Here is a 26,217-nt window from a genome sequence, read left to right on the forward strand (position 1 = left end):
AATGCAAACAACTTCGTTCAATACAAGGGAGCCGGAACTAGCCCACTCCGACAACACGTCATCCCGTTCGCCTCTCGCGACGGCGCTGGCACTTGCTGCCACGAGCCTCGGCCTTGGCGTGGTGCAGCTCGATATCACCATCGTCAATACTGCGCTGAGCAGCATCGGCAATTCGCTCGGCGGTAGCGTGGCCGAGCTGCAATGGGTGGTGACCGCCTATACCATCGCATTCGCGGCCTTCATTTTGACCTCCGGCGCGCTTGGTGACCGCGTTGGCGCCAAACGGATATTCATCGCGGGCTTTGCGATCTTCACGTTGGCTTCGCTCGCCTGCGCGCTGGCGCCGTCGGCGATATTCCTGATCGCCGCACGCTCCGTGCAGGGCCTGGCAGCAGCGATCCTGGTGCCGAACTCGCTGACGCTGCTCAATCATGCCTATGCCGATCCGAAGGCGCGCGGCCGCGCGGTCGGCTTCTGGGCCGCAGGTGCGAGCGTCGCACTGACTTCGGGGCCGTTTGTCGGCGGCGCGCTGATCGCGCTGGTCGGCTGGCGCGCGATCTTTCTCGTCAACCTGCCGATTGGCGCCGCCGGCCTCTGGCTTGCCTGGCGTTATGCCGAGGAGACGCCGCGGCTCGCGCAGCGCGAGATCGATCTGCCGGGACAGATGGCGGCGATTGCAACCCTCGGCACGCTCGCCGGCGCCCTGATCGAGAGCGGCGTGCTCGGCTGGAGCCATCCGCTCGTCATCATGGGCTTCGTGGCAGCGGCCGTGATCGGACTCCTGTTCGTATGGCGCGAGGCGCGCGCGCCACAACCGATGCTGCCACTCTCGCTGTTCCGCCACCGCATGTTTGCGCTGACCGCTCTGGTTGGGCTCCTCTTCAACATCGCCTTCTACGGCCTAATCTTCGTGCTCAGTCTCTACTTCCAGAAAATCAACGGCTGGTCGCCATTCGCAACAGGCCTCGCTTTCGTGCCCATGATGGGCATGGTGCTGCCCGCCAACCTCGTCGCCGCATCGGTCAGCGAGCGCCTCGGCGCGCCGCAAACCATTGCACTGGCTTGTGTGATCACTGCCGCGGGCTGCGTTGCACTGCTGCCTATGGCCTCAGGCACCAGCTACGGGGCGATCGGGACTCAGCTTATGATCCTCGGCGGCGGGCTCGGCTTGCTCGTGCCGTCCTTGACCTCGACGCTGCTCGGCAGTGTCGTGAAGTCGCGATCCGGCATCGCCGCGGGCGTTTTGAACGCAACGCGGCAGACCGGCAGCGTGCTTGGCGTTGCCCTATTCGGCTCGCTGGTCGGAGGCAACAACGTGTTCATTGCGGGCGCACATGCCTCGCTGCTCATTTCGGCCGCTGTGTTGCTCGCCGGTGCGGTCGCGATCTTGCTTGGCCGAGCAAAGGACTGACGATGAAAGGGAGGGCAGATCGACCTCGTATGGTGCCCGGATGTCGACGGACCGTGGGGTCCGACGGTTCGCAGCTTTCTTGCGCAGTGAAGCGCGCGTTTGGTTTGGCGCGAACGGGTTCGGCAGCGCCGCGAATTGGCGCAATGGACTGACCGCGACTTGCATGATGTCGGATTGTCCTGGTCTGACATCGCTCTGGAAATCAAAAAGTCCTACTGGCGGGCTTGAATAGCACTCGAATAGGGCTGCCTCTTGCGCGACGAGGCCCGCCAAAGAAGGCGGACCTTTGTCCAACTAAATTCTTCTGCTTTTGTGAAAGTTTTCGGATGACGGCCCCATGAAGGTGGCGCCGCGGGCACGGGGCCGGCGTCCGCAAACCTCCAAGGGAGGAAAGGAGGTCGGTATGGGAGCGAAGCGGACTTCGCCGCGGATTTATGAGTACACGGCCTAATCATCCTGAACGGGTAGGGCGCGGCCCTTTAGCGAAATCAGATTGCCCCATCGGGCGAAACACCGACCGGACGGCCGCACCTGGAAGAGGATTACCCGGCGGTCAGAGCGCGCTCTGAGGTCCACGTCATCGGCTCAAGATCGAACATCGACTCAAGCCTTCCAGGACGAATTGAGGGGAGTGGTGGCTCAGCACAAAGTGTTCGGGACATGCTGAAAGGACATGAGCGAAACGCTCACCTTGCCGGAGCAGCGTTTTCTATACGTGCAAGAAGACACTGGCGTGCTGTACCTGACGCTTGGAGGCGTCAAGACAGGCCGAGGCATGGGCTAGTTCGATCAAGCAGTTCTTTTTCTGTCCATTTTGCGGGACCCAGCTTCAAACGCGCGACGAGATCAAGCGCGCAACTGCATAGCTGTTCAGGTATTTCCCTGGACCGTGGCGGAGGCTCGCCGATCAGCGACTTCGCAAGCTGAGCGACAAACGAGAGCGGCCCCGTCTTTAGGAGCCGCTTCGTCCTCTTCAATGACAACGCACATCCGCCACGCCGTCCGCGCGATGCGAACGGCGCCACCACCACCATCACGCCGACGGAAACGGATTCGCGGCCTTGGTGTATTTCAGCGCGCCGATGCCGAAGCCTTCCTGGCTGCGGTTTTGGATGAATTCCTTGTGCTCGTAGAACGGCGACAATTCGCGCCATAGCTGCGGGACGCCGCCTGCCCAGGCGCTGGTGTTGCCGCTGGATTCGCAGATGTCGTGGAACAGGATGATGCCGCCTTCGCGAACGAAATGCCGGTAGCAGAGAAAGTCCTGCTTGACGCCTTCGTAGCGGTGATCTCCATCGATGAACAATGTGTCGATCAACCTGCCATTGAGAAACTTCTCGACCCGCTTGACGCTTTCATCCGCGTAGGACGGCATGTCGAAGAAGGTCCATTGCTGCTTCGGCGTCGCGAGCAGCTTCAGCATTTCCTTGTTCTTCACGTGCAGATCGATGCAGATCATCGTCTCCATCGTCGGAAGAAATCGTCCGAACAGCAGCGACGTCCCGCCGTTCAGCGTGCCGATCTCAACGACGAGCTTCGGAGCGGACGCCGCGATGTAGTCGAGGGCCGACGAGATCTCCGTCTCGATCTGGCAGGAGCCGGTGCCCATATGCTGCTTGGTAAAATCGATGACGTCCTGCACGCTCGATCCGCGCTTGAATTCCCCGATGATCTCGTCGCGCTTCTGGGTATTGAACTTGAGGCGCAGTGCCGGTCCGCTATCGGCCAGCCGCTTCTTGATCTGTCTGACCGCGAGAACGGCGGGATGAAATTTCAGTTCCGTTAGACGCTCATTGAAGGCCTTGCTCATCGACATGATCGAACCTCACTTCATGCAGAGTTGCCCGACAGTTCCAAAGCCCAGGATTGCTTCAAATTATGATCGACTTAAGGTTTTTGCTTGACGGCGAGATGAAACGGGGAGCCGGAATCGCTCCGTAATCTCGTTACGCGATCTCGATAAGCTCGATCTCCTGTGTTCCCGAGCCGACGACGTCACCGACGGCCTTCCCCATCAGCGACTTCGCGACCGGCGACACGAACGAGATCGAGCCGGCCTTCGGATCGGCTTCATCTTCCCCGACGATACGGTAGGTCTGCACGCGGCCGTCGGTGCGGCTGAACGTCACTATACTGCCAAAGGCGACCGTCTCGTTCGACGCCGGATTGGGAACCAGTTGCGCGGTGCGCAGCCGCTCGGCGAAATAGCGGACATCGCGCAGGGGCGCGGCCGATTGCCGTCGCTTTTCGTTGACGTCATCGATGGCTTGCGCGGCTTCATAGGCCTCGCGCGCGTCCTGGAACTGCTTCTGCAGCGCCTGCAGACCTGTCTCGGTCACGAGGTTCGGATGCGGCGAGATCGGGCGATCCGGCAGCAGTGTCTCGGAGGCGGTCTCGGCACTTTCTTCCTTGGTAAAGGCGACGCTCAATTCGAATATCCTGTCGAACAGTTTCGGGTCACGGCTGTACCAGACCTATATCTCAAGTTCGACGAAACGACGGAGCTTGAACACGAGATCTGGCAATGCCTGACGGAACCGGGTCGCGTTCTGGAACGTGGTCGAGAACGGCGCGAAAGTGATCATCGCGTTCCAGTGCCGATAACCGTAGACCGTCACCGAGACGCCGGACGCCGGAAAACCCTCGATCTTGCGCAATTCGCCGAGCACGAGACCGGCAATCGCGTCCGCGGGCAGACGCCGCTTGCCGTCCGGTGTCAGGGGTGGACCGGGCGCAACCGGCTTCGGAGCCGCCACCGCTTGATCGGATGCATCCTGGAGCTTCGGAGACTCCGCTTCCGGGATTTGCGCTACCTCCGCTAACGGTGCGGCCGCCGGAGCGACCGGCATGAAGTCAGCAAGCGGCGGCGGGCTGGCGGCCTCTGCGCGCTTGTTGCCTCCCAGGATGCTGCTGATCATGGCCACAAGGCCAGCATCCCTCGCATCGTCACTCATCACGGCTTCCCCCCGGCTTGGCCTACTTTAACACCGGCACCGTAGACCGCCACAGGGGTCGGCTGATCGAGCCGTCGCTGCTACTTGGCTGCTACTTGGCTGCTGCTACTTGGCTGCTGCTACTTGGCTGCTCCTGCTTGGCTCCGCTTGGCTCCTGCTTGGCTGTTGTCCGGTTCCACCACGTCGGGGAGCCCCTCGTGCCGCGGTGGGATCGGTCACTGCTTCTCGAACGGAATATATTGCTGGTACTGCTTCGGCACGGAGCTGCGATAGCGCGCCGGAACGGTGCCGCTGTCGACCGAATGGTCGATCTCCTGCTGCCGCGTCATCTTCTTCTTCGCCGGCTTCTTGTCGGCGCTCTTCTTCGGGCCGGCTGGCGCCGTCGAAGTGTCGGTGGTCGCAGCCGACGTGGTGGTTGCGGCCGGTGCAGTGGTCGCTGCAGGCGACGTCGTGGTGGCCGCGGCGGCCGGCGGCGTGCCGCCTGCGGCGGGCGCGCTCTGCGCGAGCGCGAGCGGTGTCTGCATGATGAGCGCGAGTGCCGCAGTCGCAGCCAGCAAATATGATTTTTGCATCAGAACCTCCAAATTGCCTGATCCCCAATGGCGGAAGCGTAGTCCCGCGGGATCGGCGCGTGCAAGCCCGCCGAACATAGGCGGGAGCCGGGCTGCAAACTGTGGCCGAGATCACAGTGTCCACGAGGCGGCGTGCGCGCGCCAATGCAATTTTTACGCGAACACGATGTTCGCGATGACAAAACACCTGCCGATTAGGTCGGTGAAGCTGACATTGCTTCGCGTCGAGATTTTCGATGACGAGAATGTTATTCGGCATTGCTGCGGGAAAAATTTGCAAAGCGCATCCGCGGCTTGACCGCAACGCGCGCTCGTCGAACGCCATCGACGTCGCGCGATGTGTGAAGCAGCGCATTGCGACGCCGAATTCCGCGATCTAGCCTCACATGCATAGTGTACAACGTACAACTTTAACTTTAGTTGCTTGCCGTCGTAACTTTTCATGGAGGTACTTTATGAGCAGTCGTCACGCCATTACGCCGCGCGGTCTCAACGCCACCCGTTCGCCGCTGTCACAAGGCCGCTTCGGCCGCATGTTCCGCAATCTGACGCCGGCGAAATTCGGCCCGAGCGAGGCCGACAACATCGCAAATCTCGCGGCGCTCGCCGACAACATGGTCGGCGATTTCGACCCTCCCAAAGACGGCCCCGATGCCGAGGAGAGCGGAATTCCCGCGCTCTACACTTATTTCGGCCAGTTCATCGATCACGACATCACCTTCGATCCCGTGAGCTCGCTGACCAAGCAGCAGGATCCGGACGGGCTCGTCGATTTCCGCACGCCGGCGCTCGATCTCGACAATCTCTACGGCCGCGGTCCGAACGACCAGCCCTACATGTACGACAGCAGCGGCAAGTTTCTGCTCGGCGAAACCTTGACCGGCACCGGCGTGTCCAACTCCAGCGACCTGCCGCGCTTCAAGGGCCGCGCATTGATCGGCGATCCCCGCAACGACGAGAACAGCATCGTCTCGCAGTTGCAGGGGCTGATGCTGCGCTTCCACAACCGCATGGTCGACGACAATGAGGGGCTGTCCTTCGAGGCCGTGCAGCAGCGCGTGCGCTTCCACTATCAATACGTCGTGCTGAACGACTTCCTGCCGCGCATCGTCAATGCCGGCGTGCTGAACGATCTCAGGACCGGCGGCCATTACGACCGCAGCAGGCTCGCCTACTATCACTGGAAGAATTTTCCGTTCATGCCGGTCGAGTTTTCGGTCGCGGCCTACCGGCTTGGCCACTCGATGATCCGGCCCGGCTATCGGCTGAACGACGCCGACAACATGCTGCTGCAGATCTTCCCCGATCCCAACAACCCCGACAACAATGCGCTGACCGGCTTCCGCGCCATGGGTCCGGGACGCGCCATCGACTGGGGGCGGTTCATCGACATCGACACGCGCGCCTATGGCGTCGAGGACGACAGCACCAATCCGGACAACAAGCGGCGGCTCCAACTCGCCTATCGCATCGACACCTCGCTGGTCGATCCGCTGCGCAAGCTGCCGCCGGAGGTCGCCTCCAATCCGTCGTCGCTGGCGCTTCGCAATCTCGAACGCAGCTGGCGGCTCGGGCTGCCTTCGGGCCAGGCGGTCGCCAGGGCGATGCACCTGACGCCGCTGACCGACGAGCAGATCGTCATCGGCCGGGCCGTCGACCATCCCGACCCGACCGGCGATCCGCAGGTTCCGATCTCCTCGATCGCGAACGGCGTATTCAAGGGCAACTGCCCGCTCTGGACCTACATCCTCGCAGAAGCGCGCCAGTTCTCGACCCCGGTCACGATCCCTGCCACCGGCGCGCCGGCGAGCGGCGTCAACACACCGCAACTTGGGCCCGTCGGCGGACGCATCGTCGCCGAAGTCTTCCTCGGCATGATGTTCGGCGACGCCTCCTCGATGCTGTCACTCGATCCGAACTGGGCGCCGGTGACCGGTCCCGATTTCCGGCTGAAGGATCTCGTGACCTACGCGCTGGGCCAGGGCGCTGCGCTGCATTGAGCTGGTGAGGGTTGATGACGCGAAGGCCGCTCGCATCGCGCGGGCGGCTTTGTGTGGTTCATCGCTCCCCGACGGGGAGAGGTGAATCGAGTCCCGAGCGCGCATCGCTTCAACCAAAACTCATCCGTCTCCAGCGCGTGGACTCACAAGCGCGTCGCGTCCGGTGTGCGCTCAGAGGGCGACATTGAAACCGACATGCCGCCATATCGGCCTTGTCACAACAACGGATTCACGCAGGCGCCCTGCCGGCATCACAGCTCCAAAACACCGCGCCCGACATAAACCTTTGGTTGAACTTTCATCCAGAAAGGAGAAGGGTATCCGGGAGCCGAGAGAACCGGCTCGAAACAAACAAGGGAGCGAAGCAATGCTTGGACACCGAACATTGTTGTGCACCGCTGTCAGCATCATCGTGGCAGTGATGTTTGCAACCGACGCATTCTCGATGGAGGGTCAGGGAAGGGACGGGGCGGTCCGTTTGCTGACGACCGTTCCCATCCCTGGAACGAAGGCGAACATGACCGGCGGCAACATGTACGTGTTCGACATCAGCTTCGTCGATCAGACGACGCAGACGTATTATCTTGCCGATCGCTCCAACGCCGTCGTCGATGTCGTCGATGCAAGAACAAACGCGCTGATTTCGCAGATAAGTGCCAAGCCGGCGTTCAAGGGCTTTACCGGCGACAACGGCACCTCCGGCCCCAACGGAGTGGTTGCGGCGTTTCCGTGGCTCTTTGTGACGGACGCCAACAGCCGCGTGGTCTCGATCAATCTCAGGACCGGCAATACAGTGGGCGACGTATCTACCGGCGGCGCACCTGGCCTCCGTGCGGACGAACTGGCATATGACGCCAACGACGGACTGCTGCTTGTCATCAACAACGCCGACACGCCACCCTTTGCGACGTTGATCCACGTCAGCAAGACGACCGGTGCCCTCACGGTCGGAAAGCGAATAACGTTTGACACGTCGCATACCGGGGTCGACGCGACCAATGGTGCCGAACAGCCGGTGTGGGAGCCGGTGACGGGCAAGTTCTATCTGTCGATTCCGCAGGTAGGCCCGAATGCCAAGGATGGGGCCGTCATTCGGATATCACCTGCCGGCACCGTGGAAGTGCAATACCCGATCGAGTTCTGCCAACCGGCAGGCCTTACCGTAGGCCCCAACGTCGATCTGCTCGCTGGCTGCAATACGGTTTTTGACACCGCGGGCAATCTCTGGAATTCGACCAAGAACGTGACGGCGGCGCCGATTCAGGTAATTCTCGACGCCAGGACGGGTGCAATTGACAAGATCGTACCCGGCGTCGGTGTTGGCGACGAGGTATGGTTCAACAAGGGTGACGGAAACTACTACACGGCCTCCTCGACCAGCCCGTTGCGTCCGACCGAGGTCATCGGCGCAACCCCCCTGACCGCTCAGGGAGCTGCGATACTCGGCGTCATCGATGCGCGCGATAAGACCCTGAAGCAGCTGGTGCCTACCTTCAACGAGCCTGCGGTGACCACGGGCCCGCTCGTTCACGCAGCGAGCACCGCCCATTCGGTTGCTGCCAATGCGGAAAACAATCATGTGTTCGTTCCGCTTGGCGCCAATAATGTGTTTCCCAACTGCTTGACAGGATGCATTGCGGTATACGGAACAGGGGCACGCGCGGACGAAAGAGCCGAAAGATAGCCTTAGAAAGCCAACGATGAGGTCGCGGGTTAGCGCGCCCCGCGACCTCTTGCTGGTACGGAATATCTGACGTTTAGGAGTACACGCGCTAATGCGCGCCCGCGAGACCGCTCTCCGCGAGTCGCGTCGCGAACCAGAGCGACAGCGCCTGATCGACGACGCCGCTGACATAGACCTCCGACATCGTCACGTTGTGCCGGTCCAGCACCAGCAGCACGCCGATCCAATAGGCGAACCAGACATGCGGGTCGGTCAGCGCTCTCAGCTTGTGCTGATCGTGCTCCAGCGGCGTGTGATTGCTCGCCTTGCGGATCTCGACGGTGAGCAGATTGTTCGGAATCTCGCGCTGGTGCACGACGACGTCGGGGTAGATCGACTTGCCGAGATGATCGTCGGTCGAGATGATCGTGCCGTGCGGCAGATGCAGCGTGCGCTCGCCGAGCCGGTCATAGTTACAGTCGACCGCCCAGCCTGAAAACTGCCGCTCGAGATAGACCGCGAAGCGGTGCGTGATGGCACGCTCGCCGATATCCTTCTCGAACAGGAATGCCTCGTGGGCGTAGAAATCCCGGAGCGCCGCGATCACCTTGTTCAGCTCGGTCTGCATCGTGCCTCCGGGCTCTCGGCGCTCCGTTGTACGTGCGCCTCCCCTACATCTGGACTTCGATCAGGCGCGGCCCCGGCTCGGCGACGGCTTCAGTCAGCGCCTTGTTGAACTCGTCGGCATTGGCGACGACGCGGCCGGGCACGCCCATGCCCTTGGCCAGCGCGACGAAATCGAGCGTCGGGCGGTCGAGGCGAAGCATGTCGTTGGCGCGCTGGCCGGGTTCGCCGGCTCCGACATTGTCGAACTCGCCGCGCAGGATCTGGTAGATGCGATTGGCGAACACGATGGTGACGATGTTGAGGTTCTCTCTAGCCTGCGTCCACAGCGACTGGATCGTGTACATCGCGCTGCCGTCACCGACCATGGTGATGACCTTGCGGTCCGGACAGGCGATCGCGGCGCCGATCGAGAGCGGCGTGGAGAAGCCGATCGAGCCGCCCATGTTCTGGAGCCAGTCGTGCGGCGCGGCGGCCGCCGTCGGGGGGAAGAAGCCGCGGCCGGTGGTGAGGGATTCGTCGACCATGATCGCGTTCTCGGGGATCGCGCATGCGATCGCCTGCGCGATCGAGGCGAAGGTGAGCGCGCCGGTCGGCTTGACCAGTTCCTGCAACGCCTGCGGCTTGACGTCCTTGGCGCTGGCCTTCACCGCGCCAGCGAGCGCTTCGAGCGCTGCGACCGAGTTCTCGCCCCAGGAGGTCATGCGATGGACGTCGCAGCCCTCCGGCTTGAGCATGCTCGGCTTGTTCGGATAGGCGAAGAACGCCACGGGATCGTCGGACTCGACCAGCACGATGTGACGGAATTTCGCCAGCATCGGCAGCGCGTTCTCGATCACGTAGTGAATGCGGTCGATCGAGTAGCGGCCGCGGCCACGCGCCATTTTCGGGCGGAAGGTCGGGCCCATCACGGTGCACCCGGTCTTGGCCGCGATCCGCTCGGCCAGCGCCAGGCCCTTTGCGCTCAGCGCGCTGCCGGTCATCAGCAGCAGCGTGCCCTCGCCGTCGCCGTGCAGGATCCTAGCGGCCTGCTCGACCGCCTGCGGCGAATAGCCGGCGCGCTGCTGCTCGGCCGGCACCTCGGCGATGCCGTCGGCCTCGTTCCAGGCGGTGTCGGCCGGCAGGATCAGGGTCGCGATCTGCGGCGGGGCGCTCTTGGCGGCGGCAATCGCCGCGGCACCGTCGGCGGCGACCGATTTGGAATCCGGCGAGGTGCGGACCCAGGACGACATCGGCCGGGCCAGACCCTCGATGTCGGAGGTCAGCGGCGCGTTGTAGCCGATGTGGTAGACGGCGTGCTGGCCGACGATGTTGACGATGCCGGAATTGGCCTTCTTGGCGTTGTGCAGGTTGGCAAGGCCATTGGCGAGGCCGGGGCCGAGATGCAGCAGGGTCGAGGCCGGCGTGCCCTTCATGCGGAAATAGCCGTCGGCCGCGCCCGTCACCACGCCTTCGAACAGGCCGAGCACGCAACGCATGCCCGGCACGCGGTCGAGCGCCGCGACAAAATGCATCTCGGAGGTGCCGGGGTTGGTGAAGCAGACGTCTACCCCGCCCTTGACCATCGTCCGCACCAGGCTTTCCGCACCGTTCATTCTGTCTGCTCCCGCAACCGGCTATTCCAGCGATCCATATCCCAGGGATCCATGGGATCAATCATTGTTCGCGGGCCCCGTCAAAGCAATAGCCGGCGTTGCGGCCCTGCCCCGCACCGGCAAGTTGGCGTGGTTGCCGATTTGCTAACGCCAATCGCAGCAGACGACGTCCCTCACGGCCCCGTGGCTTGCAGAATGCGCGCGAATATGGCCTCTGGCTTTGGTTGAATCGATTTTTTTCTGGGGGAAACAATGATCCGGTTTTTTGCCGCGCAGATCACCGCAATGGCGCTGTTGCTGGCTGGCGCGGCCGACGCATCCGCGGCGGGGATGATCGACTTCACAGGCACCAGCTCCACCGGCTTTCTCGGCGGCGGCTCGAGCCCGATCCCCCGCACCACCGTCATGTATAACGGCAATTATGCCCCCGGCACGGTCGTGATAAACACCGCCGAGCGCCGGCTCTATCTGGTGCTCCAGGACGGCCAGGCGCTGCGCTACGGCATCGGCGTCGGCCGCGACGGCTTCCGCTGGGGCGGTGTGCACAGAATCACCGCCAAGAAGGAATGGCCGGATTGGACGCCGCCGTCGCAGATGATCGCCCGCCGGCCCGACCTGCCGCGCCACATGAAGGGCGGCATCGAGAACCCGCTCGGCGCGCGCGCGATGTATCTGGGATCGACGCTCTACCGCATCCACGGCTCCAACGAGCCGGAGACGATCGGCCAGGCGGTATCCTCCGGTTGCTTCCGCATGACCAATGACGACGTCACCGACCTCTACGGCCGCGTCGGGGTCGGCACCACCGTGGTCGTGATCAACAACTAGGCCGGCAGCGACTGCAGCCGGAACCCGCGGGCGCTTGAATATGCGGACTTGTGCGCAGCCACCGAATACGGCAGCGTTGCGCGACGATGAGCGCATTGGTCCCGCCCTCGGCTGCCCTTCGCTTCGCCCTGCTGGCGTTTGCAGCGCTCATCTGTGCGCCTGACACCGCAGCCAAGGCGACCGCCGGCGAGCTGCCCGCGATCGCCTCGCGCCAGCGCGCCGAGAAGAAGAGCTTTACCGACGCCGAGATCGTCGACGGCTTTCTGAAGACCGCCTTCGGCGCCGAATACCACCTCGCCGGCCGTGTCGATCGCATCCGCAAGTTCGACGGGCCGGTGCGCGTGTTCGTCGAGAGCGACCGCGCCGACCGCAAGGTGCAGCTCGCGAAGGTCGTGGCCGACATCGGCACCCGCGTGCAGCATCTCGACATCGCGATGACCGCGACCGCAGAGGCGGCGAATGTACGGGTGAAGCTCGTGCGCGACCGCGACCTCAATCGCACCATCGCGAGCTTCTACGGCGCGGAGAAGGCGCGCGAGATCCGCACCTCGCTCGATCCGCAATGCCTGTCCGGCTTCCGCAAGAACGACAATTTCGAGATCGAGCATTCCGACGTCATCCTCACCGTCGACAATGGCGACTTCACCTTTCTCGATTGCGCCTATGAGGAGCTGCTGCAGTCACTCGGCCCCATCAACGACACCGCCAGCGTGCCGTGGACGATGTTCAACGACAATGTGTCGATGGGCTATTTCGACGTCTACGACCAGTACATCCTCAACCTGCTCTACGATCCCCGCATCAAGCCCGGCATGACCGTGCTGGAGGTGAGGTCGGTGCTACCCGAAGTGCTCGCGGATGTGCGGGCGTGGGTGAAGCGGGTGAATGATTTGAAGGAGTGAGGACGGCGCTTTCGTCATTGCGAGCGCAGCGAAGCAATCCAGAGTCTTTCCGCGGTGACGACTGGATTGCTTCGCTGCGCTCGCAATGACGGAGCAACGCGCAGCGTCCTACTGCACCAGATCGGCCACCGTGGTGGCGGCCTTCAGGCCGGTGCCGGTGAGGACGGCCACCGTGGTCTCGCTCGCCTTGATGGCGCCGGCGGCGGAGAGTTTCTCCAGCGCGGCGGCCGCGCTGGCGCTGGTGGGTTCGGCGAACAGGCCCTGCCGCGCCAGACGGCGCAGGGCGGCGACGATCTCGTCCTCGGTGAGCGCAACCGTGCCGCCGCCGCTCTCGCGCAGCGCGCCGATGATCTCGCGCAGCCGCAGCGGATGCTTGATCGCTGTGCCTTCGGCGATGGTCTTGTTGACCTCGCGCGCGACGGGCGTATCGACGCCGGCCTTGAAGCTGGCATCGATCGGCGAACAATTCAGCGGCTGAGCCGCGAACAGGCGCGGCAGTCTTGCAATCTGGCCCGCCTTCAACAACTCGCGGAAGCCGAAGGCGCAACCGAGCAGGCTGCTGCCGGCACCGACGGGAACGATGACGTTGTCGGGCGCGACAAAACCAAGGTCTTCCCAGATTTCATAGGCGAGCGATTTTGTGCCCTCAAGGAAAAACGGCTGCCAGTTGTGGCTGGCATAGAAGGTCTGGCTCGACTGCCGGATAGCTTCGGCCTCCGACTCCTCGCGGGGGCCCTCGACGAGCTGCACCTCGGCGCCGTAGGCGCGCACCTGTGCGATCTTGGCCGGCGAGGTCGAGGCCGGCGCCAGGATCTTCACGCGCATGCCGCCGGCCGCGCCGAGACCTGCCATCGACGAGCCGCCATTGCCCGAACTATCCTCCAAAATGGCATCGACGCCGATCTGCCGCAGGAACGACAGCATGACCGCCGAACCCCGGTCCTTGAAGCTGCCGGTCGGATTGAACCATTCGAGTTTGAAGAACGGCCGCAGATCGCCCCACCCTTGTTGCACCAGCGGCGTGCAGCCCGCACCGAGCGAGATCGGATGCTTGATCTCCACCGGCAGCGCCGCGCGATAGCGCCAGAGCGAACGCGTGCGGCTGTCGATGTCCGCGCGCGAAATACCCGCCCCCGGCGTCACCAGCAGCGGCGTGCGCTCGTCCGAGCACCAGCGCGGCTCGTGAAGCGGATAGCGCTTTCCATTGCGGGGATCGATGTAGCTGGCGGTGGGCATGGCAAGTCTCCAGGCGATAGGCGATCTCTACGATTTGTCCGATTATGTGGGTCTGGTCCAGCCCACGGCACCGCGGTGGGGCCGCCCTCTTGAAAACATGAAAAATAAAACTATTTCAAACCCTTAGGCCTATCGTGCAGATCGAACAGGAAGGTTCGGCCCTAGCGAAGGCGCGGCATGCAGGCGAGCCGGCCTGCCCGTCGATGACGGGAATTTGGCGATGATCACCTGCCCGGCGCGGCACGATTAACTTGTCTGTCGCAGCTGGCCGCTACAATATGTTGGATTGCGTCGCCGGGGCTCTGTTCCGGCAACGCCGCAGAGCCAGGCCCGTCCGAGCGGCGGGCCGTTGGCTTTTTGGGAGTTTGGCCATGAGCCGCGCGAACCGTACCGACCACATCCGCCTCACCTCGCACCCGGAGCCGGGCAAAAAGGCCGCCTTCCCGATTCACTGGGGTGCTGCCGATGCGCGCGCCCGCGGGCCGATCATCGGCACGGTGTCGCGCGCCGGGGATCGCAATGTGATCGGCAGCCACGGCGGGTCCTACGCGATGTACCGTGCGCTCGCCGTCTCCGCCGGTGCGCTCGATCCGATCCGGCGCCCAGATCTCACCAACACGTTTCCGGCGGCAACCATCGGACCGTTCGAGCAGTGGCGCGATCCCGCAAAAATCGTCGCGCTCGATCCCTGGGGTCATCTCGTCGCCGAGAATTTCGGCAAGGACATCGCCGAGGGCGTCGACATCCGCCCGAGCATCGCGGTGACGCGGGCGCGGCTCGACCTGCCTGAAATCCGCGAGGCGCTTGCGGCCAAGCGATTGCGTGCCGACGGCGAGGTCGTGCATGCCAATGGCAGCGTCTCGGTAGTGAAGATCGCGATCGATCCGGTCTGGTACCTGCCCGGCCTTGCGGAGCGCTTTGCGACCGGCGAGACCGAGCTGCGCCGCACGCTGTTCGAGCAGACCGCCGGCATGTTCCCTGAGCTCGTGACCCGGCCCGACCTGAAGGTGTTCCTGCCGCCGATCGGCGGCACCACGGTCTATATGTTCGGCGATGTGACAAAACTGCCGGACCACCGCACCAAGATCACCTGCCGCGTGCATGACGAGTGCAACGGCTCCGACGTGTTCGGCTCTGACATCTGCACCTGCCGGCCCTACCTGATCCACGGCATCGAGGAATCCGCACGCGGCGCGCAGGACGGCGGGCTCGGGCTCGTCGTCTACAACCGCAAGGAAGGCCGCGCGCTCGGCGAGGTCACCAAATTCCTGGTCTACAATGCGCGCAAGCGTCAGGAGGACGGCGACGCCGCCGCCGCCTATTTCGAGCGCACCGAATGCGTCGCCGGCGTCCAGGACGCGCGCTTCCAGCAATTGATGCCGGACACCATTCACTGGCTGGGCCTGAAGCGCATCGACCGCTTCCTGTCGATGAGCGACATGAAATACGACGCGCTGACCTCGCAAGGCATCGACATCGTCGAACGCGTGCCGATTCCGCCGGAGCTGATCCCGGCCGACGCCTATGTCGAGATCGCCGCGAAGAAGGCCGCCGGGTATTACTCCGCCGACGACGTGACTGAAAAGGACGTGAACGACATCGTTGGACGTTCGCTGGAGAAATACTGAACGCCATGGCGGACGCCACAGAACAACAGGCCCGCTCGCTGCTCAGCGCAGCGGCGGTGCGCGCGCGTGCGGGGCAGATGCTCGACATCGGCCTGCACGGCGGGCTCACGCATTTCACCATTGATCTCGATCGCATGGATGGCGTTGCGGACGCCGTGCTGGCTGTCACGCGAAAAGCCTACCCGACGCTGGAGATTCCCTTCCACGCGCGGTGGCGGCACTTTGTGCTCGGCGGCGTCGACCGCTGGGCGCAGCTGGCGGACGCAACATCGTGGCTTGATCGCGCCGCACGGGCGCGCGCGGAGTTCGACCTCGCCATCGTCAGCGTGCTGCTCGATGCCGGCGCAGGTGCGGCATGGCGCTATCGCGACGCCGTGACGGGGCAAGGCATCGGCCGATCCGAGGGGCTTGCGATTGCCAGCCTCGACATGTTTGCCGGCGGACTCTTCTCAGCCGATACGCGCGCGCCGTTCAGGGTCGATGCCGGCGTGATCGAAACGCTGCCGCTCGCCGCGCTCAATTCGGCCTTCCAGGCGAGCGACGCCAATCCGCTGCTCGGCCTCGAGGGACGCACCGATCTGCTGCGGCGCCTCGGCAAGCAGGTTGCGGCGCGCGCCGATGTCTTCGGCATGCACGACACGCCACGACCGGGCGGCCTGTTCGATCATATCGCCGCGCAGGCAACGAACGGCGCCATCCCCGCGCCCGCGATCCTCTCCGCGGTGCTGAACCAGCTCGGGCCGATCTGGCCATCGAGGCTCGAGCTCGCAGGCGTCCCGCTCGGCGATTGCTGGCGTCATCCGGCGATCAAGGCGGATGATGCGACCGCAGGCCTCGTGCCGCTGCACAAGCTGTCGCAATGGCTGAGCTATTCGCTGATCGAGCCGCTCCAGCGCGCCGGATTTGAGGTCACCGACATCGACGGCCTGACCGGGCTCGCCGAATACCGCAATGGCGGCCTGTTCGTCGATCACGAAGTGCTGCGCCTGCGCGATGCCGCGGATGCCGATCGTGCGCATGCAGTCGACTCCCTGCTGGTCGTGGAGTGGCGCGCTCTCACGGTCGCACTGCTGGATCGTGTGGCCGAATTGGTTCGCACCAAGCTCGGCCGCACGCCGCAGTCGTTGCCGCTCGCCAGCATCCTGGAAGGCGGCACCTGGGCCGCCGGCCGGGCCATCGCCTTTGCGCGCCGACCCGACGGCTCGCCGCCGCTCAAGGTGATCAGCGACGGCACCGTGTTCTAAACCTTCTCCCCTCATCCGGCGCTTCGCGCCACCTTCTCCCACAGGGGGAGAAGGGAAAAGCAAGAGCAACCGATCATGGAAGGCGTCACGATCGTCGATCATCCGCTGGTGCAGCACAAGCTGACCCTGGTGCGGGACAAATCGATCTCGACAAAGTCGTTCCGCGAGCTGATCAAAGAGATCGGCATGCTGCTCTGCTACGAGGTGACGCGCGACCTGCCGCTCGCCGACACCGTGATCGACACACCGCTGGCGACGATGCACTCGGCCAAGATCGCCGGCAAGAAGCTGGTGTTCGTGCCGATGCTGCGCGCCGGCACGACCTTTGTCGACGGCATGATGGATCTGGTGCCGACCGCGCGCGTCGCCCATATCGGCCTCTACCGGGAGCCGCATAGCTTCGCGGCGGTCGAGTACTTCTTCAAATCGCCGTCCGATCTCAGCGAGCGCCTCGCGATCGTGGTGACGCCTGTGGTCGCGACCGCCAACACGGCCGTCGCTGCGGTCGACCGGCTCAAGGAGCGCGGCGCCAAGGACATTCGCCTCGCCTGCCTGATCGCGGCGCCGGAAGGATTAGAGCGCTTGCGCGGCTTGCATCCGGACGTGCATATCTGGACTGCCGCGGTGGATGAAGGCCTCGACGAGAACGGCTTCATCGTGCCGGGCCTCGGCGATGCCGGCGACCGCGCTTACGGGACGCGATAAGCGGCAAGCTCAGATCTTCCCGCTGCCGCAAATGCCTTTCAGCGCCTGCCATTCCTTGTCGGTCAGCAGCGGCGGGCCGCTGGCGGGATGGTCTTCCTTTGTCATGCGCGCAAGGCGATCCTCGGTGAGCGGATGGCTCGCCAAAATGGTGAAGCCTGATCCGCCCTCCTTGCCGGTGATGCGGAACATCAACTCGGCCGCGGGCTTCGGCGAGCGGCCGAGCTTGTGCATGATGTCGATCGCGAAGGTATCGGCATTGGTCTCGGCCTCGCGCGAATAGGAGGCTTCGACCAGGCTGCGCGAGGCGAAGATCACGGCGGACGAGCCGGTGACGTCGCCGAACAACAAGCCGATCAGGAACGAGGTGCCGCCGTTGTAGATCAGGCCGCGCATATTGTCGTGATGCTTGAGATGGCCGAGCTCGTGGGCGAGGATGCCGGCGATCTCGTCGGGGCTCTCGGCCTTGTCGAGCAGGGCGTTGAGCACGAAGACCTTGCCGCCCGGCAGCGCGAACGCATTCGGCACCGAGCTCGGCAGCACGCCGGCCGTCATGCTGTCGTCGTCAAGGCCTGCGGCGTCGCGCAGGCGATTGACCAGCTTGGAAAACGCCGCCTGCCCGGCCGGATCACTGCAGGACTCGCGACCGAAGATGGTTTTCACCTGGACCTCGGACGCATCGCCGATCCGCCGCTCGATCGGTTTCGGCACCAACGGCGCCAGACGATCCGCGGCGAGCGGCACGCCGAACAGCACGACGCAGACGATGGACACGGCAGCCGCAACCGACCAGCCGACGATTTTTGCAACACCACGGCGCGTGGTCTGGTGCTCGTCGAGCCGCAAACAGCGCGCGACGATCTCCGCCGCGAGAGCAATGTCGCGGATTTCGAGCCGCGCCAGCGGCGGCGCGGACGTCGAGGTCAGACGCAAGATGGCGGGCGGACTGTCGGCGCGGCGGATGTCGGCGTAGACCCAGCGAACCGGCGTTACGCCGGGTTCGAGGATATCGAGCGCATCACCAAGCGTCAGTGTCACCTGCCGCCTGCGGCTCGATACGCCATCGAAGAAAACCGTCGGTTTTGCCGACTGCGGCGGGGCCTCGGCGGACGCATCACTCACAGCTCAGAATCCCGCGACATCGAGACCATCGGCAAAGCCTTCGCCGAGCGCGCTGGCGAGCTCGCCGCTGGCGCGGACATCCGCCGCGGCTCCGATGTTATGCACCTCGACTGTCTCCAGCACTTTCACCCAGATATCGCGCTGGAGATACATGCGCATGACGACGTTCAAGGCAAGCGCCAGGGCAAAATAGCCGATGACCATCATGGATAGAAGCGGAATGCTCCGCCCGATTGCGTCAGGTCCGGCGATCGACACGCCGGCCGCAGCGACCAGTCCGGCAGCACCGGCAAGGTAAAACCCGAACAGGACGCTCAGCAGCAGCCACCAGCCGATCACCTTCCAGTAAAGGCCGTAGAACGCGTTGTGCGGCAGCGACGAGGACAGGCTGACGCCGCCGATGCGGATGCCGTCGAGCCACCAGCGCCATTCGCGCGCCTTGAACTCGGCATAGAGGAACGGTGCTGCCGGGAAGATGACAATTGCAAGCGGGGTCAAGAGCCACAGCCACCAGCCGCGCTTGAAGAACGCCCAGCCGTCGCCTTCGAAATCGCCTTGCAGATCGCCGAAATGGGTGTGCCGCATCTTGTAGCGCTCGAGCGAGGCCTCGCGCCACGGCAGCGCCAAGCCCAGCGTCAGGAACACCAGCAAGCCCCACAGCATCGCGCGGAACGAATAGGCCCAGCCTGAACCGTCCATCCAGAACCGCACACCGCGCCAGACCGTGCGGGTCAAACGATAACGTCGTGCGCGAAAAATCGCGAACTGGCCGAAGGCATAGAATGAGATGAACAGCGGCGTCGAGGCAAAACCCTGCCAGCGCTCGAACTCGATACCGACGAGGAAATAGGCGAGATAGATCGGCACCAGGATCGCGAGCGCGACCAGGAAGCCGATCAAGAGCTCTTTGCCGCGGCCGGTATATTCGGCGGCGTCGCCGTCGATCGCGGTGTTCAACCATAAATGGCGGCGGATGTCGGTGACGAGCCAGAACCGGTAGAAGCCGAAGGTGACGAGCTCCAGCATGGCACCCTTGGTGACCATCTTGCGGAACCCGGTGCGATTACCGCTGCAGTCGACCCGCGAGGGCGGCAGCGGCGGCGGGACCGGTTCGGAGGGGCCGATGGGCGTCCATTGCATGTCGTTCACGGCAGCAACCTCGGGATGCGGATCTGATCTGCTCAAACTATAGATCGGAGATTGGTCGATCCCCAAGACGAGCGGGTTCGATTTACCTCGGTTTCGAGCGATTTCTCGCACGATTCCGCTGGCTGAGGCGTGCGGGAGGTCACGTTCACACAAGAACGCGACGGCCGCCCGACGCTCTCGCGAAGGTTGGATGTGGCAAAACTCGCCCTTGCTCCGGCGCAGACAACGCGCTGTAATTGCAGCCAAATACCGCAGCGCAGAATTCAAGAAAATCGCGCGGTTCATGTCAGGGAGAGCGGTCATGCACGGGACCATCGAGAGCGCGACAAAACTCGACGCACTGCGCGAGCGCGCGTCGTCACTTCCGCTGGACCAATTCGATCCGGGCGATCCCGAATTGTTCAGGACCGATACGTTCTGGCCCTATTTCGACCGGCTGCGCCGCGAAGATCCGGTGCACTATTGCAAGGACTCGATGTTCGGCCCGTACTGGTCGGTGACGCGCTACAACGACATCATGGAGATCGAGACGAACCATTCGGTGTTCTCCTCGGCCTCCGCACTCGGCGGCATCACCATTCGCGACATCGACCCCGACCTGCGCCGCGAGAGCTTCATCTCGATGGACCCGCCGCGCCATGCAGCGCAGCGCAAGACCGTGGCGCCGATGTTCACGCCGACACATCTGGACAATCTCGCGCTCAACATCCGCAAGCGCTCGGCCGAGTGCCTGGACAATCTGCCGCGCGGTGAGGTGTTCGACTGGGTCGACCAGGTCTCGATCGAGCTCACCACCCAGATGCTCGCGGTGCTGTTCGACTTCCCCTGGGAGGACCGCCGCAAGCTGACGCGCTGGTCGGATATTGCCACCACCATTCCCGGCCCCGACGGCCTGGTCGCGACCGAGGACCAACGTCAGGCTGAGCTCACGGAATGCGCCGGCTATTTCGCGCGGCTCTGGAAGGAGCGCATCGAGCAGCCGCCGAAGAGCGACCTGCTCTCGATGATGGCGCATGGCGCCGCGACCCGCGACATGGACGCGCGGAACTTCCTCGGCAATCTCATTTTGTTGATCGTCGGCGGCAACGACACCACCCGCAACACCATGTCGGGCTCGCTTCTCGCGCTGAGCCAGCATCCCGAACAATATCGCAAGCTGCGCGAAAACCCCGCGCTGCTCGACAGCTTCGTGCCCGAGGTGATCCGCTGGCAGACCCCGCTTGCGCATATGCGCCGCACGGCGCTTGCCGATTTCGAGTTCCGCGGCAAGCAGATCAAGAAAGGTGACAAGGTCGTGATGTGGTACGTCTCGGGCAATCGCGACGAGGAGGCAATCGAGAAGCCCTACGACTTCATCATCGACCGGGCCCGCCCGCGCACGCATCTCTCGTTCGGCTTCGGCATCCACCGCTGCGTCGGATTGCGGCTTGCCGAACTCCAGCTCAAGATTATCTGGGAGGAGATCCTGAAGCGATTCGACCATATCGACGTGGTCGGCGAGCCGAAGCGGGTGTATTCGAGCTTTGTGAAGGGTCTGGAAACATTGCCGGTCAAGATTGCGACGTGACGCGTGAGAAAACTCCCTCTCCCCGTTCTTGGAGAGGGTTGGGGTGAGGGGCTTTATCCGCGAATACGGTGAGAGCCGAATCGCGGACAGTCCCCCTCACCCGGAATTCGAGCTTCGCTCGAATTCCGGCCTCTCCCCGCACGCGGGGAGAGGCAAAGGAAGAGTCAACTGGAGCGACCGCCCATGAACATTCAGGCCCCGGTCAAGGCCGACACGACCGAACGCATGCGGCGCGCGCGCGAGGAAGCCTATACGACGCCGCTGAAGAATTTTCATCCGGGCGCGCCGCGGCTGTTTCAGGACGACACGTTGTGGCCGTGGTTCGAGCGGCTGCGCAAGGAAGAGCCGGTGCATTACTGCACCAACGCGCCGATCGAGCCGTACTGGTCGGTGGTGAAATACAACGACATCATGCATGTCGACACCAATCACGGCCTGTTCTCGTCCGACTCGACGCTCGGCGGCATCGGGATCCGCGACGTGCCGGACGGCTACGACTGGCCGAGCTTCATCGCGATGGACCAGCCCAGGCATTCGTCGCAGCGCAAGACCGTGTCGCCGATGTTCACGCCGACGCATCTGGACGACCTCGCAAAACTGATCCGCCAGCGTTCGCAGACCGTGCTCGACAATCTGCCGCGCAACGAGACCTTCAACTTCGTCGAGCGGGTCTCGATCGAGCTGACGACGCAGATGCTGGCGACCCTGTTCGACTTCCCCTGGGAGGAGCGGCGCAAGCTGACGCGCTGGTCGGATGTCGCGACCGCGCTGCCCAAGAGCGGCATCGTTTCATCCGCCGAAGAGCGCCGCCGCGAGATGGACGAGTGCTACGCCTACATGTCGAAGCTGTGGAACGAGCGCGTCAACTCGGCGCCGCGCAACGACTTGCTGTCGCTGATGGCCCACAACGACGCCACGCGCTTCATGGACCCCGACAACCTCATGGGCAACATCATCCTGCTCATCGTCGGCGGCAACGACACCACGCGCAACACCATGACCGGCTCGGTGCTGGCGCTGAACGAGAATCCCGAGCAATACGACAAGCTGCGCGCCGACCCGGCGCTGATCGACACCATGGTGCCCGAGGTGATCCGCTGGCAGACGCCGCTGGCGCATATGCGGCGCACCGCGCTTGCCGACACCGAGATCGGCGGCAAGCACATCAGGAAGGGCGACCGCGTCGTGATGTGGTACGTCTCCGGCAACCGCGACGAAGAGATGATCGAGCAGCCGAACGAGTTCATCATCGACCGCGCCCGGCCGCGCACCCATCTCTCCTTCGGCTTCGGCATCCACCGCTGCGTCGGCATGCGGCTCGCCGAGCTGCAGCTGCGGATCGTCTGGGAGGAGATGCTGAAGCGGTTCGACCATATCGAGGTGGTCGGCGAGCCGAAGCGGATCTATTCGAGCTTCATCAAGGGATATGAGTCGCTGCCGGTGAGGATTCCGGGGTAACGGCTGCATCCTCCGTCATTGCGAGGAGCTCTTGCGACGAAGCAATCCAGACTGCCACCTCGGAGGGATTCCTGGATTGCTTCGCTACGCTCGCAATGACGAGATCTTGAGTACACCTGCGCGTCAAACGCGCAGCGCCCGAGCCCAGCTATAAAATTCCGGCATGACAGGTCGCGCCAGATGCGAAGGCAACACGGCGCCCGACTGGTCTACGACACCAGCGCATCTAACTCAATTTGATGTCCCACACGCCTTCCTTGCGGCAGGCGGCGACCTCATCGCGCAGCAGTGCGGTGACGGCCAGCGAGGCCGTGGAGGGCGGGCGGTCGATCGGAGAGGCGAAAATGAGCTCGCGTGACATCGGCTTGGAAACGGCAGCGGTTTCCAGACGTCCGTCCGCGACCTCGGCGTGGACCGACGATGGCGGCAGCAGCGCGAAGCCGAGCCCCTCCTCGACCAGGCTCGTCAGCACGCGGAACGAATCTGCTTCGAGCTGGACGTTGAGCTTGATCTTGCGCTGCGCGGCCGCTTGCTCGATCAGCGCACGGAGGCCGTGCGAATGACTGGGCAGCACCAGCCGCTGCCGCAGCAGCCAGCCGACGTCGACGTTCTTCTTGCGCCCAAGACCGCAGCCGCGCGGACCGACCGCGACGATGTTGTCGCGCCCGAGGCTCTGCACATTGAGATGCAGATCGGCGGAGCGGCCGTAGAGGATGGCGAGATCCATCTCGCCGCGATGCAGCCATTCGACGATGTGGCCGCTGTAGCTTTCGACGATGCGCAGCGAAATGCCGGGATATTTTTCGACACAGCGCCGCGCAAACCGCGCCGACAGCACGCAGCTCACGGTCGGAACCAGGCCGAGCACGACCTGGCCCGACGGCGGCCCCTTGGCCGACTGGATGTCGTCGCGAATCTGGTCGATCTGCCGCACGATCCCGGAGGTGCGCGCCAGCAGCAGGCGCCCGGCCTCGGTCAACACCATGCCGCGGCCGTTGCGAGTGAACAGTTCCGTGCGCAGCTCGTGCTCCAGCAGCTTGATCTGCCGGCTCAGCGCCGGCTGCGCCACGCGCAACGTATCGGACGCTTTGCTCAGGCTGCCGAGCTCCGCCACACAACTGAAGGTCCTGAGCTGCCGGAAATCCATGCTTGCCAATCCTGGAAGGCTACTCCATACGCTATAGCAAATGAGCATAGGGGGATGGCGTTGTTTTCACAACGCCAGAGGATCGGCCGGCGTTATCTTAACTGCCGCACATTCGGGAAACGCCATGAGTGAAGAACACCACAGCGAAGATCACGCCGACATCCGCGAAGCCGTCACAAAGCTCTGCGCACAGTTTCCCGGTGAATACTGGCGCAAGCTCGATCGCGAGATGGCCTACCCCAAGGCATTCGTCGACGCGCTGACGCAGGCCGGTTACCTCTCGGTGCTGATCCCCGAGGAATATGGCGGCGCCGGCCTGAAGCTTTCTGCGGCGGCTGCCATCCTCGAAGAGATCCAGCGCGCGGGCTGCAATGGCGGCGGCTGCCATGCCCAGATGTACACGATGGGCACCGTGCTGCGGCACGGCAACGACGAGCAGAAGGCGAAGTATCTGCCGAAGATCGCGAGCGGCGAATTGCGCCTGCAAGCCTTCGGCGTCACCGAGCCGACCAGCGGCACCGACACCTCCTCGCTCAAGACCTTTGCGCGCAAGGAAGGCAACGACAGCTACATCGTCAACGGCCAGAAGATCTGGACCAGCCGCGCCGAGCATTCCGACCTGATGGTGCTGCTGGCGCGCACCACGCCGAAGGAGCAGGCCAAGAAACGCACCGATGGCCTCTCCGTGTTCATCGTCGACATGCGCGAGGCCAAGAACAACGGCCTCGAGATCCGCCCGATCCGCACCATGATGAACCACGCCACCACCGAGGTGTTCTTTACCGACATGAAGGTGCCGGCGGAGAATCTGATCGGCGAGGAAGGCAAGGGCTTTCGCTACATCCTGTCCGGCATGAACGCCGAGCGCATTTTGATCGCGGCCGAATGCATCGGCGACGCCAAGTGGTTCATCGCCAAGGCCACCAACTACGCCAAGGAGCGCGCGGTGTTCGGCCGGCCGATCGGCCAGAACCAGGGCATCCAGTTCCCGATCGCCAAGGCCTATGCCGCGATGCGCGCGGCCGAGCTGATGGTGAAGGAAGCGACACGCAAATACGAAGCCGGGCTCGACTGCGGCGCGGAGGCCAACATGGCCAAGATGCTCGCCGCGGATGCGTCCTGGGAAGCGGCGAATGCCTGCATCCAGACCCATGGCGGCTTCGGCTTCGCCGAGGAATACGACGTCGAGCGCAAGTTCCGCGAAACGCGGCTGTATCAAGTCGCGCCGATCTCGACCAATCTCGTGCTGTCCTTTGTCGCCGAGCACGTGCTCGGCATGCCCCGCTCGTACTGAGGCAGCAATCATGGGAGCATTGGACGGGATCAGGGTGATTGCGGTCGAGCAGGCTGTGGCCGCACCGTTCTGCTCCTCGCGCCTGGCGGATGCCGGCGCCGAGGTTATCAAGATCGAGCGGCCCGAAGGCGATTTCGCCCGCGGCTATGACGCGGCGGCCAAGGGCCAGAGCAGCTATTTCGTCTGGCTCAACCGCGGCAAGCAATCGGCGGTGGTCGACCTCGCCACCACGGAGGGACGCGCCGATCTGGAAAAGCTGATCGCGAGCGCCGACGTGCTGGTGCAGAACCTCAAGCCGGGCTCGATGGACAAGCTCGGCTTCTCCCGCGAGCGGCTGCTGCAGGACTATCCAAAGCTGATCTCCTGCACCATCACCGGTTACGGCGACGAGGGCCCCTACGCACACCGCAAGGCCTATGATCTCTTGATCCAGGCCGAGAGCGGCCTTGCCTCGATCACCGGCAATCCCGACGGCGCCTCGCGCGTCGGCATGTCGATCGTCGACGTCGCGACCGGCGCCACCGCGCATGCGGCAATTTTGGAGGCGCTGATCGCGCGCGGGCGGACCGGCAAGGGCTGTGACATCCGCATCTCCATGTTCGACGTGATGGCGGACTGGTGCACCGTGCCGCTGCTCAACGCCGAGGCCGGCAATCCGCCCAAGCGCATGGGCCTGCGTCATCCCTCGATCGCGCCCTATGGCGTGTTCACCTCGAAGGACGGCAAGGACATCCTGATCTCGATCCAGAGCGAGCGCGAGTGGAAGACGCTCTGTGCCGAGGTGCTGGACCAGCCCAACCTGCCAAACGATCCGCGCGTCGCCAACATGGTCGAGCGCGTGCGCAACCGCGATTTCACCGACAGGACGGTCGCGGATATCTTCGGCAAGATGACGCGCGACGAGCTGTTGAAGCGGCTGTCCGATGCCGACATCGCGTTTGCCGAGGTCAACACCATGAGCGACCTCACCAACCATCCGCATCTGCGCCGCATCGAGGTGGATACGCCGAACGGCCGCGTCAGCTATCCCGCGCCGGCGCCGATCATCGTCGGCGAGACCCGTGCTTACGGAGCCGTGCCGGCGATCGGCGAAAATCCGCAATCCAGAAAATAACAAGAGC

At 63.8% G+C, this 26,217-nt stretch carries 23 protein-coding genes; 13 read left to right on the forward strand and 10 right to left on the reverse strand.

The features are described 5' to 3' along the window. Position 1: 1 nt before the first annotated feature. Positions 2-1,411, forward strand: a complete 1,410-nt coding sequence (locus ABID59_RS02025; protein ID WP_354082275.1) for an MFS transporter — start codon at positions 2-4, stop codon at positions 1,409-1,411. 99 nt (positions 1,412-1,510) lie between these two features. After that, positions 1,511-1,639 carry a DUF1127 domain-containing protein gene (locus ABID59_RS02030; RefSeq protein WP_354082276.1) on the forward strand — a complete coding sequence of 43 codons (129 nt, stop codon included), beginning with the start codon at positions 1,511-1,513 and terminating at the stop codon, positions 1,637-1,639. A gap of 805 nt (positions 1,640-2,444) precedes the next feature. Here the strand turns inward: ABID59_RS02030 and ABID59_RS02035 are convergent. The 4 genes from ABID59_RS02035 to ABID59_RS02050 form a co-directional block, all read right to left on the reverse strand. After that, complete coding sequence (locus ABID59_RS02035; protein ID WP_354082277.1) at positions 2,445-3,227, reverse strand: class I SAM-dependent methyltransferase; 783 nt, start codon at positions 3,225-3,227, stop codon at positions 2,445-2,447. A 130-nt stretch (positions 3,228-3,357) separates the two neighbouring features. Further along, on the reverse strand, positions 3,358-3,840 hold the full coding sequence (gene greA, locus ABID59_RS02040; RefSeq protein ID WP_354082278.1) for a transcription elongation factor GreA: 483 nt from the start codon (positions 3,838-3,840) through the stop codon (positions 3,358-3,360). A gap of 45 nt (positions 3,841-3,885) precedes the next feature. Then, positions 3,886-4,365 carry a hypothetical protein gene (locus ABID59_RS02045; RefSeq protein WP_354082279.1) on the reverse strand — a complete coding sequence of 160 codons (480 nt, stop codon included), beginning with the start codon at positions 4,363-4,365 and terminating at the stop codon, positions 3,886-3,888. Positions 4,366-4,580: 215 nt separating this feature from the next. Continuing rightward, on the reverse strand, positions 4,581-4,937 hold the full coding sequence (locus ABID59_RS02050) for a hypothetical protein (protein ID WP_354082280.1): 357 nt from the start codon (positions 4,935-4,937) through the stop codon (positions 4,581-4,583). A gap of 455 nt (positions 4,938-5,392) precedes the next feature. Between ABID59_RS02050 and ABID59_RS02055 the strand changes: the two genes are divergently transcribed. Together ABID59_RS02055 and ABID59_RS02060 are read left to right on the forward strand one after the other, a co-directional pair. Continuing rightward, positions 5,393-6,937 carry a peroxidase family protein gene (locus ABID59_RS02055; RefSeq protein ID WP_354082281.1) on the forward strand — a complete coding sequence of 515 codons (1,545 nt, stop codon included), beginning with the start codon at positions 5,393-5,395 and terminating at the stop codon, positions 6,935-6,937. Between the two features lie 367 nt (positions 6,938-7,304). Beyond that, positions 7,305-8,621: a YncE family protein gene (locus ABID59_RS02060; RefSeq protein WP_354082282.1), complete on the forward strand. Its 1,317-nt coding sequence runs from the start codon at positions 7,305-7,307 to the stop codon at positions 8,619-8,621. A gap of 88 nt (positions 8,622-8,709) precedes the next feature. Here the strand turns inward: ABID59_RS02060 and ABID59_RS02065 are convergent, their stop codons facing one another. Both ABID59_RS02065 and ABID59_RS02070 read right to left on the reverse strand, forming a co-directional pair. Continuing rightward, a complete protein-coding gene (locus ABID59_RS02065; protein ID WP_148755707.1) occupies positions 8,710-9,228 on the reverse strand; it encodes a hypothetical protein in 519 nt (172 codons plus the stop codon). 43 nt (positions 9,229-9,271) lie between these two features. Then, positions 9,272-10,819: an acetolactate synthase large subunit gene (locus tag ABID59_RS02070; protein WP_354082283.1), complete on the reverse strand. Its 1,548-nt coding sequence runs from the start codon at positions 10,817-10,819 to the stop codon at positions 9,272-9,274. 252 nt (positions 10,820-11,071) lie between these two features. Between ABID59_RS02070 and ABID59_RS02075 the strand changes: the two genes are divergently transcribed. Together ABID59_RS02075 and ABID59_RS02080 are read left to right on the forward strand one after the other, a co-directional pair. Then, positions 11,072-11,647, forward strand: coding sequence for a L,D-transpeptidase (locus tag ABID59_RS02075; RefSeq protein ID WP_148755709.1), 576 nt, complete (start codon positions 11,072-11,074; stop codon positions 11,645-11,647). Between the two features lie 86 nt (positions 11,648-11,733). After that, entirely contained in the window at positions 11,734-12,549 is an 816-nt protein-coding gene (locus ABID59_RS02080) for a DUF2927 domain-containing protein (RefSeq protein WP_354082284.1), read from the forward strand. A 108-nt stretch (positions 12,550-12,657) separates the two neighbouring features. On the opposite strand, the gene ABID59_RS02085 is transcribed toward ABID59_RS02080, so the two are convergent. Next, entirely contained in the window at positions 12,658-13,785 is a 1,128-nt protein-coding gene (locus ABID59_RS02085) for a threonine synthase (RefSeq protein ID WP_354082285.1), read from the reverse strand. Between the two features lie 371 nt (positions 13,786-14,156). On the opposite strand from ABID59_RS02085, the gene ABID59_RS02090 reads away from it, so the two are divergent. The 3 genes from ABID59_RS02090 to upp all read left to right on the forward strand — a co-directional run bounded on the left by ABID59_RS02090 (position 14,157) and on the right by upp (position 17,362). Continuing rightward, complete coding sequence (locus ABID59_RS02090) at positions 14,157-15,413, forward strand: GTP cyclohydrolase II (protein WP_354082286.1); 1,257 nt, start codon at positions 14,157-14,159, stop codon at positions 15,411-15,413. A 5-nt stretch (positions 15,414-15,418) separates the two neighbouring features. Further along, positions 15,419-16,657, forward strand: coding sequence for a URC4/urg3 family protein (locus ABID59_RS02095; protein WP_354082287.1), 1,239 nt, complete (start codon positions 15,419-15,421; stop codon positions 16,655-16,657). A 75-nt stretch (positions 16,658-16,732) separates the two neighbouring features. Continuing rightward, positions 16,733-17,362: a uracil phosphoribosyltransferase gene (upp, locus tag ABID59_RS02100; protein WP_354082288.1), complete on the forward strand. Its 630-nt coding sequence runs from the start codon at positions 16,733-16,735 to the stop codon at positions 17,360-17,362. A gap of 9 nt (positions 17,363-17,371) precedes the next feature. Here the strand turns inward: upp and ABID59_RS02105 are convergent, their stop codons facing one another. Beyond that, positions 17,372-18,481, reverse strand: a complete 1,110-nt coding sequence (locus ABID59_RS02105; RefSeq protein ID WP_354082289.1) for a M48 family metallopeptidase — start codon at positions 18,479-18,481, stop codon at positions 17,372-17,374. 3 nt (positions 18,482-18,484) lie between these two features. After that, positions 18,485-19,621, reverse strand: a complete 1,137-nt coding sequence (locus tag ABID59_RS02110) for a YjgN family protein (RefSeq protein ID WP_354082571.1) — start codon at positions 19,619-19,621, stop codon at positions 18,485-18,487. A 310-nt stretch (positions 19,622-19,931) separates the two neighbouring features. Between ABID59_RS02110 and ABID59_RS02115 the strand changes: the two genes are divergently transcribed. Further along, on the forward strand, positions 19,932-21,197 hold the full coding sequence (locus tag ABID59_RS02115) for a cytochrome P450 (RefSeq protein ID WP_354082290.1): 1,266 nt from the start codon (positions 19,932-19,934) through the stop codon (positions 21,195-21,197). 183 nt (positions 21,198-21,380) lie between these two features. Beyond that, positions 21,381-22,655: a cytochrome P450 gene (locus ABID59_RS02120; protein ID WP_354082291.1), complete on the forward strand. Its 1,275-nt coding sequence runs from the start codon at positions 21,381-21,383 to the stop codon at positions 22,653-22,655. 226 nt (positions 22,656-22,881) lie between these two features. Here ABID59_RS02120 and ABID59_RS02125 read toward each other — a convergent pair whose 3' ends face one another. Then, positions 22,882-23,802 carry a LysR substrate-binding domain-containing protein gene (locus tag ABID59_RS02125; protein ID WP_354082292.1) on the reverse strand — a complete coding sequence of 307 codons (921 nt, stop codon included), beginning with the start codon at positions 23,800-23,802 and terminating at the stop codon, positions 22,882-22,884. Positions 23,803-23,926: 124 nt separating this feature from the next. Here ABID59_RS02125 and ABID59_RS02130 point away from each other — a divergent pair, with 124 nt between their 5' ends. Together ABID59_RS02130 and ABID59_RS02135 are read left to right on the forward strand one after the other, a co-directional pair. Continuing rightward, the gene (locus ABID59_RS02130) at positions 23,927-25,096 is read left to right on the forward strand and encodes an acyl-CoA dehydrogenase family protein (RefSeq protein WP_354082293.1); all 1,170 of its coding nucleotides are present in this window, start codon (positions 23,927-23,929) and stop codon (positions 25,094-25,096) included. A gap of 10 nt (positions 25,097-25,106) precedes the next feature. Next, on the forward strand, positions 25,107-26,210 hold the full coding sequence (locus ABID59_RS02135) for a CaiB/BaiF CoA transferase family protein (RefSeq protein ID WP_354082294.1): 1,104 nt from the start codon (positions 25,107-25,109) through the stop codon (positions 26,208-26,210). Positions 26,211-26,217 lie beyond the last annotated feature (7 nt).

The sequence above is a fragment of the Bradyrhizobium sp. S3.3.6 genome (genome assembly GCF_040546905.1).
Lineage (GTDB): Bacteria > Pseudomonadota > Alphaproteobacteria > Rhizobiales > Xanthobacteraceae > Bradyrhizobium > Bradyrhizobium cytisi.

Excerpts from the sequence above, each read along its gene's own strand:
- ABID59_RS02025 (WP_354082275.1), top strand. The coding sequence starts at position 2 with ATGCAAACAACTTCGTTCAATACAAGGGAGCCGGAACTAGCCCACTCC.
- ABID59_RS02035 (WP_354082277.1), bottom strand. The coding sequence starts at position 3,227 with ATGTCGATGAGCAAGGCCTTCAATGAGCGTCTAACGGAACTGAAATTT.
- ABID59_RS02045 (WP_354082279.1), bottom strand. The coding sequence starts at position 4,365 with ATGAGTGACGATGCGAGGGATGCTGGCCTTGTGGCCATGATCAGCAGC.
- ABID59_RS02050 (WP_354082280.1), bottom strand. The coding sequence starts at position 4,937 with ATGCAAAAATCATATTTGCTGGCTGCGACTGCGGCACTCGCGCTCATC.
- ABID59_RS02055 (WP_354082281.1), top strand. The coding sequence starts at position 5,393 with ATGAGCAGTCGTCACGCCATTACGCCGCGCGGTCTCAACGCCACCCGT.
- ABID59_RS02060 (WP_354082282.1), top strand. The coding sequence starts at position 7,305 with ATGCTTGGACACCGAACATTGTTGTGCACCGCTGTCAGCATCATCGTG.
- ABID59_RS02065 (WP_148755707.1), bottom strand. The coding sequence starts at position 9,228 with ATGCAGACCGAGCTGAACAAGGTGATCGCGGCGCTCCGGGATTTCTAC.
- ABID59_RS02070 (WP_354082283.1), bottom strand. The coding sequence starts at position 10,819 with ATGAACGGTGCGGAAAGCCTGGTGCGGACGATGGTCAAGGGCGGGGTA.
- ABID59_RS02075 (WP_148755709.1), top strand. The coding sequence starts at position 11,072 with ATGATCCGGTTTTTTGCCGCGCAGATCACCGCAATGGCGCTGTTGCTG.
- ABID59_RS02080 (WP_354082284.1), top strand. The coding sequence starts at position 11,734 with ATGAGCGCATTGGTCCCGCCCTCGGCTGCCCTTCGCTTCGCCCTGCTG.
- ABID59_RS02085 (WP_354082285.1), bottom strand. The coding sequence starts at position 13,785 with ATGCCCACCGCCAGCTACATCGATCCCCGCAATGGAAAGCGCTATCCG.
- ABID59_RS02090 (WP_354082286.1), top strand. The coding sequence starts at position 14,157 with ATGAGCCGCGCGAACCGTACCGACCACATCCGCCTCACCTCGCACCCG.
- ABID59_RS02095 (WP_354082287.1), top strand. The coding sequence starts at position 15,419 with ATGGCGGACGCCACAGAACAACAGGCCCGCTCGCTGCTCAGCGCAGCG.
- upp (WP_354082288.1), top strand. The coding sequence starts at position 16,733 with ATGGAAGGCGTCACGATCGTCGATCATCCGCTGGTGCAGCACAAGCTG.
- ABID59_RS02110 (WP_354082571.1), bottom strand. The coding sequence starts at position 19,621 with ATGCAATGGACGCCCATCGGCCCCTCCGAACCGGTCCCGCCGCCGCTG.
- ABID59_RS02115 (WP_354082290.1), top strand. The coding sequence starts at position 19,932 with ATGCACGGGACCATCGAGAGCGCGACAAAACTCGACGCACTGCGCGAG.
- ABID59_RS02120 (WP_354082291.1), top strand. The coding sequence starts at position 21,381 with ATGAACATTCAGGCCCCGGTCAAGGCCGACACGACCGAACGCATGCGG.
- ABID59_RS02125 (WP_354082292.1), bottom strand. The coding sequence starts at position 23,802 with ATGGATTTCCGGCAGCTCAGGACCTTCAGTTGTGTGGCGGAGCTCGGC.
- ABID59_RS02130 (WP_354082293.1), top strand. The coding sequence starts at position 23,927 with ATGAGTGAAGAACACCACAGCGAAGATCACGCCGACATCCGCGAAGCC.
- ABID59_RS02135 (WP_354082294.1), top strand. The coding sequence starts at position 25,107 with ATGGGAGCATTGGACGGGATCAGGGTGATTGCGGTCGAGCAGGCTGTG.